This window comes from Paenibacillus sp. Soil766 (assembly GCF_001428105.1).
Taxonomy (GTDB): domain Bacteria; phylum Bacillota; class Bacilli; order Paenibacillales; family NBRC-103111; genus Paenibacillus_E.
In genome coordinates, this window is sequence record NZ_LMSJ01000015.1 from 94114 (window position 1) to 111452 (window position 17339).

The 17339-nt window shown below is 46.6% G+C and carries 15 protein-coding genes; 4 read left to right on the top strand and 11 right to left on the bottom strand.

Annotated elements, in window-relative coordinates:
- Positions 1–14 precede the first annotated feature (14 nt).
- The 6 genes from ASG89_RS13220 to ASG89_RS13245 all read right to left on the bottom strand — a co-directional run bounded on the left by ASG89_RS13220 (position 15) and on the right by ASG89_RS13245 (position 7290).
- The gene (locus ASG89_RS13220) at positions 15–653 is read right to left on the bottom strand and encodes a bifunctional 4-hydroxy-2-oxoglutarate aldolase/2-dehydro-3-deoxy-phosphogluconate aldolase (protein ID WP_057311175.1); all 639 of its coding nucleotides are present in this window, start codon (positions 651–653) and stop codon (positions 15–17) included.
- A 24-nt stretch (positions 654–677) separates the two neighbouring features.
- Positions 678–2294, bottom strand: coding sequence for a response regulator transcription factor (locus ASG89_RS13225; RefSeq protein WP_057311176.1), 1617 nt, complete (start codon positions 2292–2294; stop codon positions 678–680).
- The gene (locus ASG89_RS13230; protein WP_057311177.1) at positions 2291–4048 is read right to left on the bottom strand and encodes a sensor histidine kinase; all 1758 of its coding nucleotides are present in this window, start codon (positions 4046–4048) and stop codon (positions 2291–2293) included. Before ASG89_RS13230 ends, ASG89_RS13225 begins: the two co-directional genes overlap by 4 nt.
- Positions 4049–4157: 109 nt before the next feature.
- Positions 4158–4973, bottom strand: a complete 816-nt coding sequence (locus ASG89_RS13235) for a carbohydrate ABC transporter permease (protein WP_057311178.1) — start codon at positions 4971–4973, stop codon at positions 4158–4160.
- On the bottom strand, positions 4970–5854 hold the full coding sequence (locus tag ASG89_RS13240; RefSeq protein ID WP_057311179.1) for a carbohydrate ABC transporter permease: 885 nt from the start codon (positions 5852–5854) through the stop codon (positions 4970–4972). Before ASG89_RS13240 ends, ASG89_RS13235 begins: the two co-directional genes overlap by 4 nt.
- Before the next feature lie 89 nt (positions 5855–5943).
- Entirely contained in the window at positions 5944–7290 is a 1347-nt protein-coding gene (locus tag ASG89_RS13245) for an ABC transporter substrate-binding protein (protein WP_057311180.1), read from the bottom strand.
- A gap of 275 nt (positions 7291–7565) precedes the next feature.
- On the opposite strand from ASG89_RS13245, the gene ASG89_RS13250 reads away from it, so the two are divergent.
- Positions 7566–8510: an ornithine carbamoyltransferase gene (locus ASG89_RS13250; protein ID WP_063867858.1), complete on the top strand. Its 945-nt coding sequence runs from the start codon at positions 7566–7568 to the stop codon at positions 8508–8510.
- A 125-nt stretch (positions 8511–8635) separates the two neighbouring features.
- Here ASG89_RS13250 and ASG89_RS13255 read toward each other — a convergent pair whose 3' ends face one another.
- A complete protein-coding gene (locus ASG89_RS13255; RefSeq protein WP_057311181.1) occupies positions 8636–9520 on the bottom strand; it encodes a LysR family transcriptional regulator in 885 nt (294 codons plus the stop codon).
- Between the two features lie 242 nt (positions 9521–9762).
- Here ASG89_RS13255 and ASG89_RS13260 point away from each other — a divergent pair, with 242 nt between their 5' ends.
- From ASG89_RS13260 to ASG89_RS13270, 3 genes are all read left to right on the top strand, one after another.
- Positions 9763–10986 carry an MFS transporter gene (locus ASG89_RS13260; protein ID WP_057311182.1) on the top strand — a complete coding sequence of 408 codons (1224 nt, stop codon included), beginning with the start codon at positions 9763–9765 and terminating at the stop codon, positions 10984–10986.
- Between the two features lie 79 nt (positions 10987–11065).
- Positions 11066–11719: a hypothetical protein gene (locus ASG89_RS13265; RefSeq protein WP_057311183.1), complete on the top strand. Its 654-nt coding sequence runs from the start codon at positions 11066–11068 to the stop codon at positions 11717–11719.
- A gap of 135 nt (positions 11720–11854) precedes the next feature.
- The gene (locus ASG89_RS13270) at positions 11855–12472 is read left to right on the top strand and encodes a TVP38/TMEM64 family protein (protein ID WP_414813262.1); all 618 of its coding nucleotides are present in this window, start codon (positions 11855–11857) and stop codon (positions 12470–12472) included.
- A gap of 670 nt (positions 12473–13142) precedes the next feature.
- On the opposite strand, the gene ASG89_RS13275 is transcribed toward ASG89_RS13270, so the two are convergent.
- The 4 genes from ASG89_RS13275 to ASG89_RS13290 all read right to left on the bottom strand — a co-directional run bounded on the left by ASG89_RS13275 (position 13143) and on the right by ASG89_RS13290 (position 17249).
- Positions 13143–14801, bottom strand: coding sequence for a transposase (locus tag ASG89_RS13275; RefSeq protein WP_057311184.1), 1659 nt, complete (start codon positions 14799–14801; stop codon positions 13143–13145).
- A gap of 382 nt (positions 14802–15183) precedes the next feature.
- A complete protein-coding gene (locus tag ASG89_RS37140) occupies positions 15184–15477 on the bottom strand; it encodes a hypothetical protein (protein WP_157276640.1) in 294 nt (97 codons plus the stop codon).
- A gap of 93 nt (positions 15478–15570) precedes the next feature.
- The gene (locus ASG89_RS13285; protein WP_057311186.1) at positions 15571–16305 is read right to left on the bottom strand and encodes a DUF421 domain-containing protein; all 735 of its coding nucleotides are present in this window, start codon (positions 16303–16305) and stop codon (positions 15571–15573) included.
- 95 nt (positions 16306–16400) lie between these two features.
- The gene (locus ASG89_RS13290; RefSeq protein WP_057311187.1) at positions 16401–17249 is read right to left on the bottom strand and encodes an SDR family oxidoreductase; all 849 of its coding nucleotides are present in this window, start codon (positions 17247–17249) and stop codon (positions 16401–16403) included.
- Between the last annotated feature and the right edge of the window lie 90 nt (positions 17250–17339).

Genomic DNA, 17339 nt, shown 5'->3' on the forward strand with positions numbered 1-17339 from the left:
GTACCTTAGAATGTTTAAAGGTCGACTGCATGTACAACCGCCATGAGCTGTTCGGCGTAATTGGTAATCGCACTATAGTTCCCTTGTTGAATTTCATTTAGCGCTACCAAACTTCCTCCTATACCTACCGAAGTTGCACCAGCTTTGAGATATGAAGCTGCATTTTCTTTGGTTATACCTCCGACTGCGAGGATATTCAGTTCATTTAGAGGACCTCTGAGCTCTTTCAAATACGAAGGACCTAAGCTGGAGCAAGGAAAAAGTTTAACGATCGGGGCGCCGTAATTCATGGCCTGCACGATTTCCGTTGGTGTCAGTGCACCCGGCATCGGAGTTACTTGTTGTTCTAATGCCGTCTCAATTACGCCTTGATCCACATTCGGGGAAATGAGGAACTGTGCTCCTGCTTGAATAGCTCCTTCTGCTTCCCTTGCATGAAGGACTGTCCCAGCGCCAATGATCATACGGCCATCATACTTTTTACGCATGTGATCTATGATTCGAAGCGCATTCGGCGTGTTCAAAGTCACTTCTGCAAGCTGAATCCCCCCTGCTGCGAGTGCTTCGAATAGAGGGGGGGCCTGCATGAGTTCAATTCCCCGAATGATGGCAATCACCTTGGATGCTGTTAACGTGGTTAGGACGTCAGACATGGCACTACTCATCCTCTCTTCCGGTTAAGAATATTGATCGCGATACTCCTGAGGGGTCATCCCATAATGCTTTTTGAAAGCATGATTAAAGGAGTGCGGACGTTGGTACCCGAGCTGCGTGGCGATTTCGTAAATTTTATCGTGACCGTTTTTCAACAGATAGGAAGCCTTATCCATACGTACCCGATTGACGTAATCGCTTAGATTATCGCCAGTTTCCAATTTATAAATTTTAGACACATAAACGGGGTGCAGATACACGTGATCCGCAATCGATTGCAATGAGACATCGCTGGCCAGATGCAGATCAATAAAAGAGCGGATGTCACTAATTAGGGTGACCCGGCTGTCTTTTCTCTCCTGATCCATATCCTCCATCATCCGATGTAAGGAGCGAATGGACCATTCACGTAATTGATTCACGCTGCGGAAGGGAATGCCTTCCGTCATTTTCTCGTAGTCCCCGCCAATGAGCTGATGCAAGGGTCGGCCGTTTTTGTGAGCGATATAAGCAAAAGCGGATGCAACTGAGAAGTATACCTCCAATAAGTGCTCTTGAGACTCCGAGAACTTCGCTTCCATTTCGTCAAAAATTAATGAAAGCTTCTCTTTGGTATCTTCCCATCGGGCTGCCTCCAAGAGATGATTGAGTGTAGGAGGTTCATACAGTTTCTGCAAAGCGGAAAGTTCCGTTTGGGCGGATTCTTCGCCGAGCACCATTAATAATTCATGTTCACTGCCAATCTGCTTGCGAAAGGCACTCAGAGAGGAGTTATATATGGTTGTGATATCACCAGGAAACTCTCCCCAACTGCTGAGTAGAATGGAGATTTTGCCCTTCAAATAATTGTTCACGGCGGATTGGAGGGCAGCTGCTGTTCGTTCAAGCCAACCAGGGTCTTCCTTCTCAGTAGTAACTGGCTTCCGTTTCATGATGAAAACCAAATAATCATGTGCGTCTTTGGTTGACCAGCTATCGAATTTCTCGGCAAATAATTCCTCAACCATATTACTGATGGCATATTCCATTAAGGATAGACGCCTCATATCATATTCAAGGAAGTCAGATTCAAGGCGAATCATCATACATACACAAGTCTGTTCATGAAAATCCGGGAGTTCAAGCATATGCATTTTCTCTTGGAGCGATTGCTCAGAAAGTTTGCGTCCTTGAAGGAGATCATTCAGCAAGTTTCCTCTCAGTAGAGGCAGGTTTTCTTTGAACGTGTAAGTAAGCCGCTGGGTGGAGATGACTTCTTGCCATTCCTTCTGAAGCTTATCCATGACCCGACCAACCGTAGCCAGCAAATCCTTCTCTGTAACGGGTTTTAATAAATAATCCTCCGTACCTTGAAGGATGGCTTCTTTGGCGTAGTTGAAATCAGAGTAGCCCGATAAGAGAATGCACTTCGTTTTCTGCCATCTATCGTTGATTTCCGCAATCAGCTCCAAGCCGCTTATTCCCGGCATCTGAATATCTGTAATGACGATATCAATCGAAAATTGTTCAAGTAGCTCTAAAGCTTCTTTACCCGAATATGCCTTGAAAATTTGTTCAATGCCCAGTGACGTCCAGTCAATGGTGGCGTGCAGCCGATCTACAACATGCGCTTCATCATCAACAATAAGAAGTTGTATCATGATCTTCTCTCCTGAGCAGCTGGAAGGGTATCCTGCTGCTTCTCACGCTTCCAAGTCAACACAGCCTTCATACCCCCATCTACTCCTAATTGAAAAGTCAGCCCCGATCCTTCTCCAAATTGATAAAATAGCCGATGATGAATATTCCATGTGCCACAGCCAATGTCATCGGACATCGGTTGCTCCAGCTGTTTCGATAGCTGAGTTAATTTCTCTTGATTCAGACCAGGGCCGTTATCCTCGACAATCACTCGGTTCCAGTCCCCGTCTTGCTCGCCCTTGATGGTGATGCAGTCACTTTCCATACTGCGTTCAATGCCATGAATAATGGCGTTCTCCACCAAAGGTTGAAGAATAAGCCTAGGAACCGATTCGTTCAACATGTCCTCCGGTATATGAATGTCATACACTAACCGGTGAATACGCAATTGCTGAATGTTTAAATAGTGAATAACGAAATTCACTTCTTCCTGCAGCCGAACGACTTGTTTCTCGATTCTTGTTGTATACCGATAAAACTCGGCCAAATTTTGTGACATAGCGACAACGGATTCCTTGTCCTCCATCTCAGCTGAATTGATAATGAAGAATAACGAATTGTACAGAAAGTGCGGATGGATCTGTGACTGTAGCTGTTTCAAAGTGGCTTCGCGCGAGCGTATTTTCTCCGCATAAACATCTTCAACCAATACTTGAATTTGCGTCGCCATTTCATTAAACCGTTGAATGAGGAAATCGAATTCATTCTTGGCTTTGTAGTCGATGCGTGCCGATAGGTCGCCTCTTTTCACCTTCTGCACACTTTGAATCATCTTGCCGATAGGTATTTGTACATTCCGATACAAGATAAAAGAAGCTAGCACACTCATCATGAGCAGGAGTCCGATCGATATGTAAAACAGCTTGCGGGTCATGGTAATGGGAGATAGTATTTTCTGAACGGGCACGTAGTCTACCAAATACCAATCCAATTGCGTTGATTTCACATAACTGACCAGATACTGCTGTTTATTGATTTCAATCTGCTTTTGACCGGAGAGCGGTATAGTAGATCCAGTTAGAAATTCTCTGATAGTAGCCGAAATAGACGCATCTGAAGAGCTGTTAAGAATTAAGGCTTGCCCGCCATCCACCAAAAAAGGATCGCTTCGTTTATCTTTCTTATACACATCGAGCAGCTGAACCATATTCTGTACACTAAATCTCACTTGATAAAGCACATTCGTTTGATCCACGACTTGAGCGCGAATCGGCTCACTAACTTCCCTAATGAAAGATCCGACACCTTTGTCACCTTCACGTACTTCATAGGTCCAAGTTCTCTGGATCGGTCTATGCCAAGGCCACGAATCGGTACCATTTACGAAGATGCTGGAGGATAGCACTTGCTTTCCTTTGGGAATCGCAATTGTGAGTTCATTTACCCAACCGCTGGAGACACTTTGCAGGCTAAGCTTTTCGATGATGCGCGATTGTTCCTTCAACATGTCATATTCCGGCGAATTGTGTTTATCGATGTACTCTCTTACATAGGGGTCACTTCCTAGAATCACGGGCGACATGGCTAATCGCTCTACATCTGCATCCAGCTGGTGCATAAAAAAAGACAGTTGGTTCAAATTGGACGATTGAATCTGATCTTGTACAACATTGTTTGTAATTCGATTCGTAAAACTGTAGAGCATGACAATGGGAATCAGAAGTAAAACTAACAGAATTAAAATTTTGCTGAAAATATTCAATTTATAGGGCATGCGAAGTCACCTTCCACGTATCTGCTAAGCTAACCAACTTCAAATTTAATATACGAGAGATGCTGCCTAAAAGAAAGGAGGCATCTCTCGTATTTCACAATTCTGGTTGTTAACCTTTAACAGCACCGGCGGAAAGTCCGCTTACGACATAACGCTGAGATACTAAAGCGATGATGAGAACCGGAAGTGTAATGATGCAAGCGGCCGCCATCAATGCCCCCCAGTTGATTTCGGAGTAGGACATAAAGTTAAATACAGCGATCGGGAGCGTCTTTGTTTTGTCTCCAGCGAGAATCACCGAGAACATGAAATTGTTCCACGAGAAGATGAAGGAGAGAAGCGATGCCGTAATAACGCCAGGTCCCGAGATGGGCAAAATAATGCGCAAGAAAACTTGGTGGTGTGTACAGCCGTCGATGAGACCTGACTCTTCGATTTCGGTAGGCAGAGCCTCGAAGAAAGAGATCATAATCCAAATAATAAAAGGCAGTCCGACAAGCATATGGCTTAAAATAAGTGCTGTATACGTGTCCACCAAATGGATTTTGGAGAACAAGATGAACCAAGGAATTAGAAAGGTAATTCCCGGGATAATTCTCGCGACTAAGATGAGAAGTCCCAGCTTATGAAGGTGATGACGAGCAATCGCATATGCCGCAGGGAGTCCTAGAATAAGTGACAACAGTGTTGAACCAGCGGCCACGAGGAAGCTGTTCCAGATAAATCTAATGAAATCATATTCTTTAAATACGCTGACATAGTTATGAAACGTCGGTTTAAAGATAAACATTTGGCCGGTCGACAAGATCTGTGATTGTGTCTTAAACGATGCGAGGAGCATCCATACGAATGGAAATGCAAACACGATGACGACCAGAAAGGTAAGCAGCGTCTGTGCAATTTTTAGACCTTTCTTTTTTTTCATGATGTCGCTCCCTCCATTCGTTTACGCATCCAAATCATAAATAAGGTTAGTCCCATAACAAGTGCGAAGAAAATGACAAGCAGTGACGAAGCCATCCCAAGCTTAAAGTATTGGAAGCCAAGCACATATCCGTATAGATTCAAAGTCTCTGAAGCGAAGTTCGGGCCACCTTGCGTCGTCGCATAGATGATATCGAACGTCTTCAAGACGTCAATCAATCGCAACATAGCGGCCACAATAATGGTCGGTCTTAATAATGGAAGTGTAATGGAAACAAACTTTCTCCATGTACTTGCGCCGTCGACATCCGCAGCTTCATAAGGATCTGTCGGGAGTGTAGCTAACCCTGCCATAATAATGAGTGCAATCATAGGTGTCCATTCCCACACATCGACGATAACAAGCGAAGGAATGACCTGATTAGGTGAAGCTAACCATAGGAGTGGTTGTAGACCAAACGTTTTGAGCAACATGTTGGCTACCCCGATCGTAGGTTCGTAGATCAGCATCCAGACTAAGCCCATGGCTACCGGTGTTGCTACCATTGGCAGTAGAAAGATTGTTTTTACGATGTTCTTCCCGCGGAACTCTCTGGAAAGAAGCAGGGCGATGGCAATACCAAGAATCACTTCGAAGGTAAGTGCTGCAAATGTGAAATAAAAAGTAGAACCTGCTGCATGCCAGAAGCGTTCATCTTTGAACAGGGCTATATAATTCGACAAACCAACCCAGAGAGGTGGTGTCGTTGCGGACATGCTCCATTCATAGAAGCTGATCCGAACGGTATAGATGATCGGAAACAGCATCATTAGCAGGACGAAGATGACCGCGGGGAGTGTATAAATCCATTTTAAGTTGCGGTTAAACCAACTGTATTGCACGCTGCATGCACCCTTCCTGATGTCGTTATTTTCCGTCTAAAAGATAAAAAGGGCCATCAGATGACCCTTTTCATCCATCGAACACATCGTTATCTTGTTTTATCTTTATCCATAATCGCTTGCAATGCTTGGTTGGCTTTGTCTGCCACAGGTTGAAGATTCGTTTCACCTGACATGACCTTCTGAACAATTTCACCAACAGCATCACGAGCTTCACCTACACTAATCACCGTTGGACGATCGTGGTCAACGCCTGTTTTGGCACTTTCTTTGATGATCGGGACGAGCTCAGCCGGGAAGCCTGTTGTGCCTTCTGGTTTATCCCAAATCGAAGCGCGGGCACCAGGGTTACCTTTTTGCTGTGTTTTCAACACAACCTCTTTACTTGTTGCCCATTGAATGAACGCCCAAGTCGCATCTTTATTGGCGGATTTGCTGTTCATCGCAAGCCCCCAAGATGTAATACTATACGGCTTGGAGCCTGCTTTACCCCCAGGGAATACAGCAAACCCAACTTGATCAGAAATTTTCGATTTCGCTGGATCCGTTGCATTCTGGTAGAGTGAGTTCGCATCGGTTAAGAAAGCTACCTTACCCTGAGCGAAGATACCGAAAGCTTGCGGCCATGACATATTGAGCACACCTGGAGGCGCATAGTCTTTCAACAATGTACCGTAAGTTGTAAAAGCCTTGAGTGCTTCAGGGGTATTAATGCTAGCCTTCTCGCCTGTTGTGAAGTCTGCACCTTCGGAGTATAGGAAGGAAGAAACTTGCGTAACAAGTGGAGATCGTTGGCCTCTGGCTACGAATCCGTACATCTCATTTTTCGGATCATGCAGTTTTTTAACCGCCGCGGTAAGCTCCTCTAACGTTTTAGGAACAGCAATACCCGCCTTTTGCAGCAAGTCCTTCCGGTAGTACAAAATTTCTTGTTCCGTAATAATCGGGATACCAGCTAACTTACTATCAACTGTTGTTGAACCGATGGCGGATTTAGAGAAATCATTAAAGTCGTAGTCTTTTGCTTTTTGAGCGTAGTCGTCAAGAGGTTGAACCCAACCATTTTTGTAGAAAAGCTTGCCTTCTTGAAGAGGGCGATACATAAAAACATCAGGTGTTGCAGAACCAGATGTGAATTGCACGGTCAGCTTCTGTGTGAGCTGGTCCTCGAAAAAGTTTTCAACATTCACCTTGATACCCGTTTCTTTCTCGAAATCGGGAAGCAAGGGTTTGATCGCTTCTGCCCAAGGATGGTTGGCTGTTACTAAGGAGATTGTTTTTCCTGCGAATGGCTTCGCATTAGCTGTTGCAGCAGCGTTTGGCGCTGTTGTTGCTTGTTCTGTCTTAGTGGATGTATTGCCGCATCCTGCAACCACCGTTGCAGCCATGACGACTGTCGTACTGACACCAATCCATTGTTTGAATGACTTTTTCATGTAATATGTGACCTCCCAAGTACGTTCAATTGGTTGTGTTTACATCTCTAAGAGTACCTGATTCCGCTATTTGGTTGATATAACTAAGATTCAATATGGATAACTACGACTAAAGGAAATAGGAGTGATGTACGTAGTGTTACCATTTGTTGTATATGAATAACAAATCAATGTGGAGTGAAAGAGAACCGCTGGGGGCTTATACAAGGAATACAGCCTATCCAAGTGTTGACAGAGTGTCGCTATCGCTCTACAATGTATAAAAATACACATAAATGAATAATTATACGAAAGTGGTGACGAAGTTGCAACACATTCTGTCCTTGCAAGAGCTCGACAAAGCTACCTTGTTGTCCATTATCCTTAAAGGGATAGAGGTCAAAAACAATCCCGAAGCCTACTACCATCACTGCGAGCGTAAAGGGCTGCTCATGCTTTTCCAGAAATCCTCAACACGAACGGCGCTTTCCTTCCATTCAGGTATTCATCAACTGGGCGGATACGCGGTGAATATGGATTGGGACGCCAGTAACTTTAGAATCTCCCCGATCCAATACGAAGCTCGTTATGTGTCGAGGAATTGTGATGTCATTATGGCTAGGCTCAAAAAACATGCCGATTTACTAGAGTTAGCTGCTTATTCGCAGGTGCCTGTAATTAATGGATGCTGTGATAAGTATCATCCGTGCCAAGCCCTTGCGGATTTGATGACGATTTATGAAGTCAAAGGAACTTTTGAAGGCGTAACACTGGCTTATGTTGGTATTCATAATAATGTCGTTAATTCCTTAGTTGCAGGTTGTATGACTTTGGGCATCAAACTATTGCTAGTAACGCCAATCGTTAATGAAGCTTCGTGGGATGAAGAATTGATGAAGCAAGCCTACGTTAGCGAATACATTGAAGAGGTTGAAGTGCTGTCTGTTGCGATGAAAAAGGCTGATTTTATCTACACGGATACATGGGTCGACATGGAGTTTTTCTCAGAGGCACATTACCAGGAAGAAAAAGAAAGACGAATTGACATCATGATGCCTTTCCAAATCAATAAGCGCAGCCTCGGGAAGCATTTGCCTTATATTATGCATGATATGCCCATCCATCCCGGCTTCGAAATCGCAGAAGATGTGATCGAATCGGAGCAATCTATTATTTATCAGCAATCGGAAAATCGGATGCATGTTCAAAAAAGCTTGCTCCTGCACCTACTGAACCTATAGAAGTGGCTGAAGATCCAGCGGTGGCTGATGGGCAGTGTATTGACCGGCTTAGCTGTACGTCTTGCTTTCGAGAGGAGACAATAGAGACCCGCAGCAGCTTGCCGCAGGTCTCTTCATCGTCCTCTCTAACCTCGCTTAAAATAAGCAATCACAAACTCGCGGAAATGAATGGCCGCTTGAGAGAGGTAGTGCTTGCGATTCCATGCGATACCGAAGGTGCGGTGACAGTAGGGCTCTGTTATTTTTAACTGAACAGTATCAGGATTGGAAGCTCTCCTCCCTAGGGAAAGCGGAAGGGTGAAAGTAATGCCGAGCCCCATTTCGACCAAGGTTTGAATGGCGCTGACTTCCTCAAGCTCGAACGCGACGCGTGGTTCAAACCCCGCCTGACGGCAGAAGCCATCTGTAATTTCCCGGAAATTCGTTTGAGAGGAGAGGGAGATGAAGGGTTCATTGGCGGCTTCTATTAAGCGAATACTATCTCTGGCGGCGAATCGGTGTCCCTTCGGAACAGTCAAATATAGCTCTTCTTCAACGAGTGTAAGCCATTCAATATCCGGGCCGATTACCGGTGTAGAAGAGATGCAGAAATCGATTTCGGCATTCTCTAGATCATTTTTCATTTCCAAGGCAGAAGCCAACTGTCGCTGGATGACTCTGACATGGGGGTGAAGGGTCAGGAATTCCTTGAGCAGAGTCGGCAGCACATACGGAAGCGATACAAACAGGGAAACGACGCCATGGTCGAGTCCAGCCATATCTTTGATCTCACGTTCGCCTTCTTTCAAGGCTAGGAAAGCTTGCTCAACATGACGGAGATACGTTTTCCCGAAGGCATTTAATTTCACGTGCCGTCCCTGGCGCTCGAAGAGAGGGAGACCTAACTTCTTCTCAAGCCGCTGGATAGAGTTGCTGAGTGAAGGCTGGGAGACATTGAGCTCTTTGGCAGCTTGGGTCATGTGTTCAAGGCGCGCGACCGTTTGAAAATAATGAAGCTGTAGGAATTCCATAGTGAATCCTCGCTTTACTCACCACATCAGAAGGTATAAGTTTTCGGTTACCGAAAACTGTTTTCTGATTGGCGATAAAATTTACATCTAAACGCGGTCGCTCATCTTCGAATGGCCTCGATAGAAGTTTTCTCATAACTTTGATGTGATCATTCTATCATATAATATGTATTATACTTTATTGGTTTTCACTCTTATACTAGTTCAACAGAAAGAAAACCCTGGTGGAGAATGGAGCACATATGTTGACTAGAGAGAGAATTTGGAGCAAAAATTTCGTTGTTGTATGTATGAGCAGCTTTTTCATGTTTCTCACTTTTTATATTCTTGCTACGGCATTTCCCTTATATGTGAAGGATAGCTTGCACGGTAATCAGCAACAGATGGGGTTGTCAATTACGATTTATGTTATTGGCGGCGTGTTGATTAGGCCCTTCTCAGGACAATGGGTAGATCGCTATGGGAAAAAGAAAATGGCCATCATCGGAATGGTCATTTTCTTATTGGCCTGCATCAGCTATTTCGGTGCAAAAGGCATGTTCCTGTTTATGCTGATTCGCCTTATTCACGGCATGAGCTATGCGATTGCTTCGACAGCGACCAGTACGATTGCATCGTCACTCGTACCTAATTCGCGTCAAGGAACAGGGATGGGCTACTTCAGCATGTTTATGAGCGTCGGGATGGTCATCGGGCCAGCGATGGGTTTGTTTTTATGGAAAGATAAGAACATCCATGTACTGCTGTTGGCTATCTGTGTGATTGCTGCGCTCTCGCTTCTCTTCACGCTAGGTATGCGAGTGCCGAAGCAAGAGCAGGTAGCGTTGCAGGCAGTGGTGCCTGAAGAACGGGAGAAACGACGTTTGCAGTGGAGTGATTTTATCGAACCTAAGGCGCTGCCTATTTCGGTGGTGGGGTTTATTTTAGCTTTTGCCTATAGCTCGCTATCTGGTTTTATGTCCTCGTTTACCGTTGAAATTCATCAATCTCAAGTTGCCGGGACTTTCTTTGTGGTGTTTGCACTGATGATTGTCGTGTTTCGGCCGCTGATCGGGAAAATATTCGATTCTTACAATGAGCATTATCTGTATTACCCTGGGATTGTCTTGTTTGCCGTAGGGATGCTGCTGCTAAGTCAGGCGCACTCCGGGACGATGGTATTAGTGGCTGGCGTCATCATGGGCGTAGGTTATGGAGCGCTTTTACCGTGTTTTCAGGCTTTAGCGATGAAGCTGGCCCCTGAACACCGCAGAGGGAGTGCAACGGGGACGTTTTTCCTGCTGTTTGACCTTGGGTACGGCTTAGGCTCTTATGTGATGGGAATGATCGCCTCTATGGCGGATTACCGGATGATGTATGTTGTCGCAGGGCTCGTTCCTTTGCTATCCGCGGCTTTGTACTATGTGCTGCACCATCGCCCTAGGGCGAAGATACAACTCCATAATCAGAATGCCAAGCTAGTCTAATAGGGAACGGGCATAAAAACGTAAGCTTTTCCTCAAAATAAACGATGTTCGAGAATTGTTTGCAGAGGAGAAGGTTTATATGAAACGAAGATTATTAGTAGTAATGCTGATTGTCACGATGGTTCTTACTTTCACTTTCATGCCGATGGGCGTACATGCTGCGGGGAAAGAACCAGGGTCTGCGCTTTGTTTGACGCCTTCGAAGGTGAAGCTGAAGCAAGACATGAGGAGACTTTGGGTCGATCATGTGGGCTGGACGAGGAGCTACATTGTTAGTGCGGTTGCAGGGCTAGAGGATCAGAAGGATGTATTGGCCAGGCTGCTGAAGAATCAGCAGGACATTGGTGACGCGATCAAACCGTACTACGGAGATGCGGCGGGGAATAAGCTGGCTGAGCTGTTGAGGGAGCACATCCTGCTTGCTGGAGGGGTGTTGGATGCGGCCAAAGCTGGCAATCAGGCCGAGCTCGCGAAAGTGAATAAAGAATGGTACCGGAATGCGGATGATATCGCCAAATTTCTAAGCGCCGCTAACCCGAACTGGTCTCAGAAAGAACAACAAGACATGCTGTATGCACACTTGCAGCTTGTTACCGACCAAGTTACCTCAAGGCTAAAAAAGGACTGGAAAGCGGACATTCTTGCTTCGGACAAGAATTCCGATCATATGACCATGTATGCCGATATGTTGTCGGATGGGATTATCAAGCAGTTCCCAGATAAGTTCAAATAAGTTCTTACAATTTCAAATAAGTTCGAATCGCAAGCTGATACTGGATGCATCCGGCGTCGGCTTGTTTTGTGCTTAATCGTGCGCTGGTTGGGGACGGCGTGCTATAATCGTGCCATATGAACGAGAGGAGAGGGGATGTCGAAACTTGTCGACTTTTCACGCCATATGGATATCAAAGAGCTCTTATCTTATTTAACCGAAGAGAATCTGATGCTGCTTCTGGACAAGTACCGTTCATTCGGTCCGCTCCCGGGGCTACTGCTTCCTTTTATGAAATCTTTCATTCCACCGCTCCCAACATTGGTGATCATTAGTGTAAATGCTGCTGTGTATGGGTTGTGGCTCGGTTTTCTTTACTCCTGGATCGGTATTGTATGTGGTTGCTTAGTGACGTTTGCCATTGTGAAAAAAGTGGCGGGCCACCCCTATCTCGTGCGCTGGTCGCAGAAGCCGAAGGTTCAAAAAAGCTTGAACTGGGCCCGGCGCCAAGCTTTCAATTATGTCTTTATTCTTAGCTTATTTCCCCTCGGACCTTTTGTAGTCATTAATATGGCGGCGGGGTTGGTGCGAATGCGTTTCCGTTCCTTCTTAGTGGCGGTTGCTGCGGGGAAAGCAGTGATGGTCATGTCGGTCAGTTTTATTGGCTACGATCTGAAGCGATTCATGGATCATCCGTACCAGCTTATTTATGTGGCCTTATTCATTGGTGTTTCGTTGTTTATTAGCAAAAAAGTAGAAAAGCGGTTTATGTGATTGGATGCCGCAGGATACCTCGCCTTGCAACTAGGCTTGTTTCCCAATTTACAGGGAGCGAAGCTTGAGCAGAGGCGGGGTCTTCGTGCATAGTAAAGGCTTATTCGTTGGAGTCGCTCCACACAAAGAAAGTTAAGTTTGGATAGTTGTAGGCCAGCTCGGCGCCTTTTTGTTGTATTGGACTGAAGTCGAATGACTGCTTGAATATAGCGCGGTCTGGCAAAAAAGTCACGCTCGTTCCTGGCTGAGGGAAGGGGGGAGATACGGATTTCTAGCACCGACAGACCTTCCAACGCAAAATGGGGGACCGCAACATCGGGCAACACTTCGATCGTAACATTGGGGATCACAAATTTGGCGATACTTCGACCGTACATTGGCGAACATCCACATGATCGAGGGCAACAAAAAGAAGGGCGCGGAACGGAACCGAAGAAGATAGAAGAACGGAACAGAGCAGAACAGAACAGAAAGGCACGGAATAAAGCTGGGAATTTGGAATAAATGGATTTTATGTAGCTAATTTTGCTGTGAAACCCACTTTGGGGTGATTAACTGGAAAAAGGAGACTGTCGATTAAATTTAGCCGACAGTACATATTTACTTTACTGCGAATATTTTCGAGGTAATTTGCGGTTAAAAGTGCCGTAATTAAGGCTTTCTCTTTGTCTTATTTGCTACTGACTTGCAGAATGGGCATACGGGAACTAGGGAGACGTTTTCTTACGAATCCCAGCACGAGAGGTTTCTCTTGTTTAACAAATTGTTTGAGATTAACGACCATGCTCACGAGCTTCACATCCGTTCGGCGTTTCTCTCTTGAGTGTGAACGGGCGTGCCCGAGACCGTTATGGTTTTTCATCTCGTTGTTCTTGCGTTCAATTGCATTTCGCTTTGTAAATAGTCCCACAGCCTCTTCCGTTTCATTGAAAACTTTGGCGAGCTGGAACTCTTCGTAGTAGTCACTAATGAAAATGGTTCGACCACTTGCACTCTCCGTACATTGTTCACGTAATGGGCAAGCCTTGCACGTTGACTTAGGAAATTTATACTGTTTCCCTTCGATCTTACGGTTATCTACAGCTTTGCTTGTAATAACTTGAGCAGGGCAGGTTACGGTTTTAGCCTCATGGTCATAAACAAATAAGTCGTTTGTATACAAACCGGTAGGGTTTTCGTTTACTTTTTTGAGCGGTGATGCGAGAGTGATCTCATCCTGAGTAAAGGCTTGACGATGACACCCATAACCATAGGCGGAGTCCGCTACAACCGCTTCGGGTTTAACAAAATGCCGCTCGCGTATTGCGTTTACAAGCGCTTGCAGTTGCACTCCGTTCACCTCGTTGCAGGCAATGGGCTCAGCAAGCAACACGATATTATGAGCCGCTGATGTGACCACTTGAATCTTGTCTCCGACAAACGTCTTTAGCCCTTTATTGGCCGTTCGCGCATCCGGATCGACGCTACTAAGCAGCCGATCAACCGGACGTTCTTTGCGGGGGCGTTTCTTGTAGGTGCCATTTGGATCATCCGGATGACCTGGCTCCGTATTCTCAGAAAGGATACGAAACAGAATCGCTTGTCTTTCTAGTGAAACAAGTTGTCGTTCACGATGGTTCCACGACCAAAATATGGCGCGGATGGATGCTTTCTCGAACCAATACAGAAGCCCAAAAGCGAAGACAACTAACTTGCTGAACAAGGCGGCGATATCTTCTGGCGTAGGATTGACTGGTAGTTTGTCGGTCAATACGCGCAAATCCAATTCAAGGCCAAGCTGCCGATACAGCATGCTGTGAGCACGTTTGAGATGATTGATTACCCGAAGAACGGCTTGCTTGATGAGACGGTAAGCCGAGAGTCGCGCCACATGTCCGTCTGTATGAAACGAATCGACAAGCCAAACGTCATTTTTTTCTCCCCACAAACCTTTTTGTTTGGCTTGGGCAAGGATGTGATGGTGACAAGCGTCAAAAAGAACAGACCCCATCCGTTCACGGTCAAGGGCAATGGTACTGTGGTCGAATCCGATGAAACTTACTGGGAGACCAAGAAAACGCTTAATGAACAAATCTCCGATAACGCGCTCTTCCATTTCGCGGTCGGAGAGATTGTAATAACGTTGCACAATATGGAGTTTTAACTTTAACGAAGGGGCGTAAGGCTTTGGTCCACGAGTGGAATAGAGTGGAGCGCAGATTTCATCCGCAAAACTGAAGTCGAGCAACTCAGCTGCGCGGCTCCAGATAGGATGTACTGGCAACACCGAATAGACCTCCACGTCGGCGAAAGAAATCTGCTCCAACTGCTTGTAACGAACCTGTTTCAAAAACAACGCCCCCTTCTTATGTATCTCTATTATACCATGAATGGAAGAGATTTTGAGAGATAACGGAAGAAAACACGTTGTTTTATTGGTATTTTGGAACTGTGTAGTTGAGAATTAATCGACAGTCCCAAAAGTACAGCTAAATTCACACATTTACGCCGAATGAGGGGGATAGGAAGGAAATAGATGGAGTTTTTCCATCTAGATCAGGAAAATGACAATAAACGAGGAAATTAGCTGTATAAAATCCATCTAAAGTTGAAAGGACGCTAGTGGGACCCCTGGGAAGAGGATGACGACAGGCCGAGGATACCAAAGCAAAGGCGACGCTACTTAAAGACACATAGGCAACAAGAATTCGTAGTCCAACCGTACAGCATGTTCACCATTCCACCTCAACAGCAAACTTAACCTCACCACAGGGACAAACTCGTCCCGCATAACCGCCACCGTACCCACAGCCTCGTCCGATCCCGCACCCAACCCCAACCCCAACCCCAACCCCAACCCCAACCCCAACCCCAACCCCAACCCCAACCCCAACCCCAACCCCAACCCCAACCCCAACCCCAACCACAGTCTCATCCGAACCCCAACCCGCGCGCGCTACATTGGAAGTATCCAGTGAATGGCTCTGATAAGTAGCCAAGTTAGCAGTTGGATTGGACCAATCCAATCAACTCCAGTTGTGTACATCATTTTTAATCAATTCGGGGTGAATGTCCAACACAAATAGCTGAAAAGCCACAAGAAAAAGACGAACCAACGCTTAATGCAGCGTTAATTCGTCTTTTTGTTGTGCGACCAATTCCGTGTATACCCGGATCTGGTCTTGATCGTCTATTGTAGCAAGCACGACGTGCTCGAGTTCAACCTTTGCGGCTTGCATCTGCGCCTCTAACCAAGCGATATCTTTCCCTTGCTGTGCGAGCAGCTTTTTATCATAGGCACCCTGTATGATTAGTGGCTTCATGAGGGAGAAAGGTGTGCTTGGGATTGCCATATCTTTGGCGGTAACCGTTTGATGCTGAGGCTCAAGGAATACGGAGACCATCCCACCAGGCTCCCAAAGTGCGAGCGCTACCTTCTCAATATCCTCCACTTGTTGCTTGCGAAGCTCAGAGAAAAGGTGGTCGACGGAGATTTTGGCCTTGCGCAGGCCGCCCATACGAAGCTGTCCGTGTTCAATAAGCGTGAGAGGTGACGGTTCAAAGAGATGTTTAAGGAAGTTCCATTTTAGACTCAGCCAAGAGGTTAGGAGATACAGCACAACGAGCGCTAGGGTGGTGATCATGGAGCCTTTTAAGGCTAAGTGCTCGTCAGATAGCGGGTGAGCCATGATATTACCTAGAATGAGAGCGATGACGAAATCGAGAAAACGCAGTTGAGAGATCGAGCGTTGGCCTAATGCTTTGGCGGTGATGAGCAGAAAGAAGTAGCCTATGATGGCGCGTAAAATCCACTGCATGGTAGTCAGTGATTCTTGACTGCGAAAGAAATCCAAGGGTCTTCACACTCCGAACATAAGGTAAATACTCCCTATAACGTACCCTTATGTGGGTCCTGTTATCCGCAGTTTCAATGAAGTTGAGGCCCTTACTAGCCGCCAGTGAGTCCTACCTGCTCCTCGCTCCAAGCCCAGAGCTGACGAGCTAACGCGTCGTCCTTCGCTCGGGTGGAAACAGGCGCAATCGCCCGCCTGTAGAAGTACTCGCCACTGACCGTCTGCAGGTCAGGGCTCGTGGCCAAGAACACCGCCGTATCCGCGCCCTGCGCCGCCGTCAAGAAAAACGGCCGCATCATCGCATGCACGGCCTTCCCAAACCCGGTGTCGCGATCGACACCGATGTTCGTGGCCACGGCTCCCGGATGGAGCGAGTTGGCCGTGGCGGAAGTGCCTGCGAGCCGCTTCGCGAGCTCGCGGGTGAACAGGATATTCGCCAGCTTCGACTGGGCGTATCCGTTCCAGACCCGGAACCCTCGCTGAAGGTGAGGGTTGGCCCAATCGATGCGCCCGATTTTGTGGGCGCCGGAAGAGACATTGACGATCCGCCCCTGCGGAGCGCGGAGGATAGCGTCCAGCAGAAGCTGGGTCAGCAGGAAGTGGCCGAGATGGTTGACACCCATCATGGACTCGAAGCCATCTGCTGTGGTTTTCCGCTTCACGGTGACGACGCCGGCGTTGTTTACGAGCACATCGAGCACGTCGTGCTTGGCTAGAAACGCCGCCGCGAAGTCGCGAATGCTCGCAAGCGAAGCGAGGTCGCAGAGCATCAGTTCGATATGCTCGGAGCCGCTCTGACGCCGTGCTTCTGCTAGTGCCTGCTCGCCTCTTTGTCTGCTCCGGCAGAGCATGATGACGTTGGCGCCTAGCTTGGCCAATGCCACCGCCCCGGCAAGGCCCATGCCGGAGTTAGCTCCGGTGATGAGTACCGTTTTATTGTACATCGCGGATCGCCTCCTTTTTTCCAGTATAGCCCATGAGAAGAATCCTCGCATATCTGATTGCGCGAACGATGCTGCATTGTGATTTCTTTT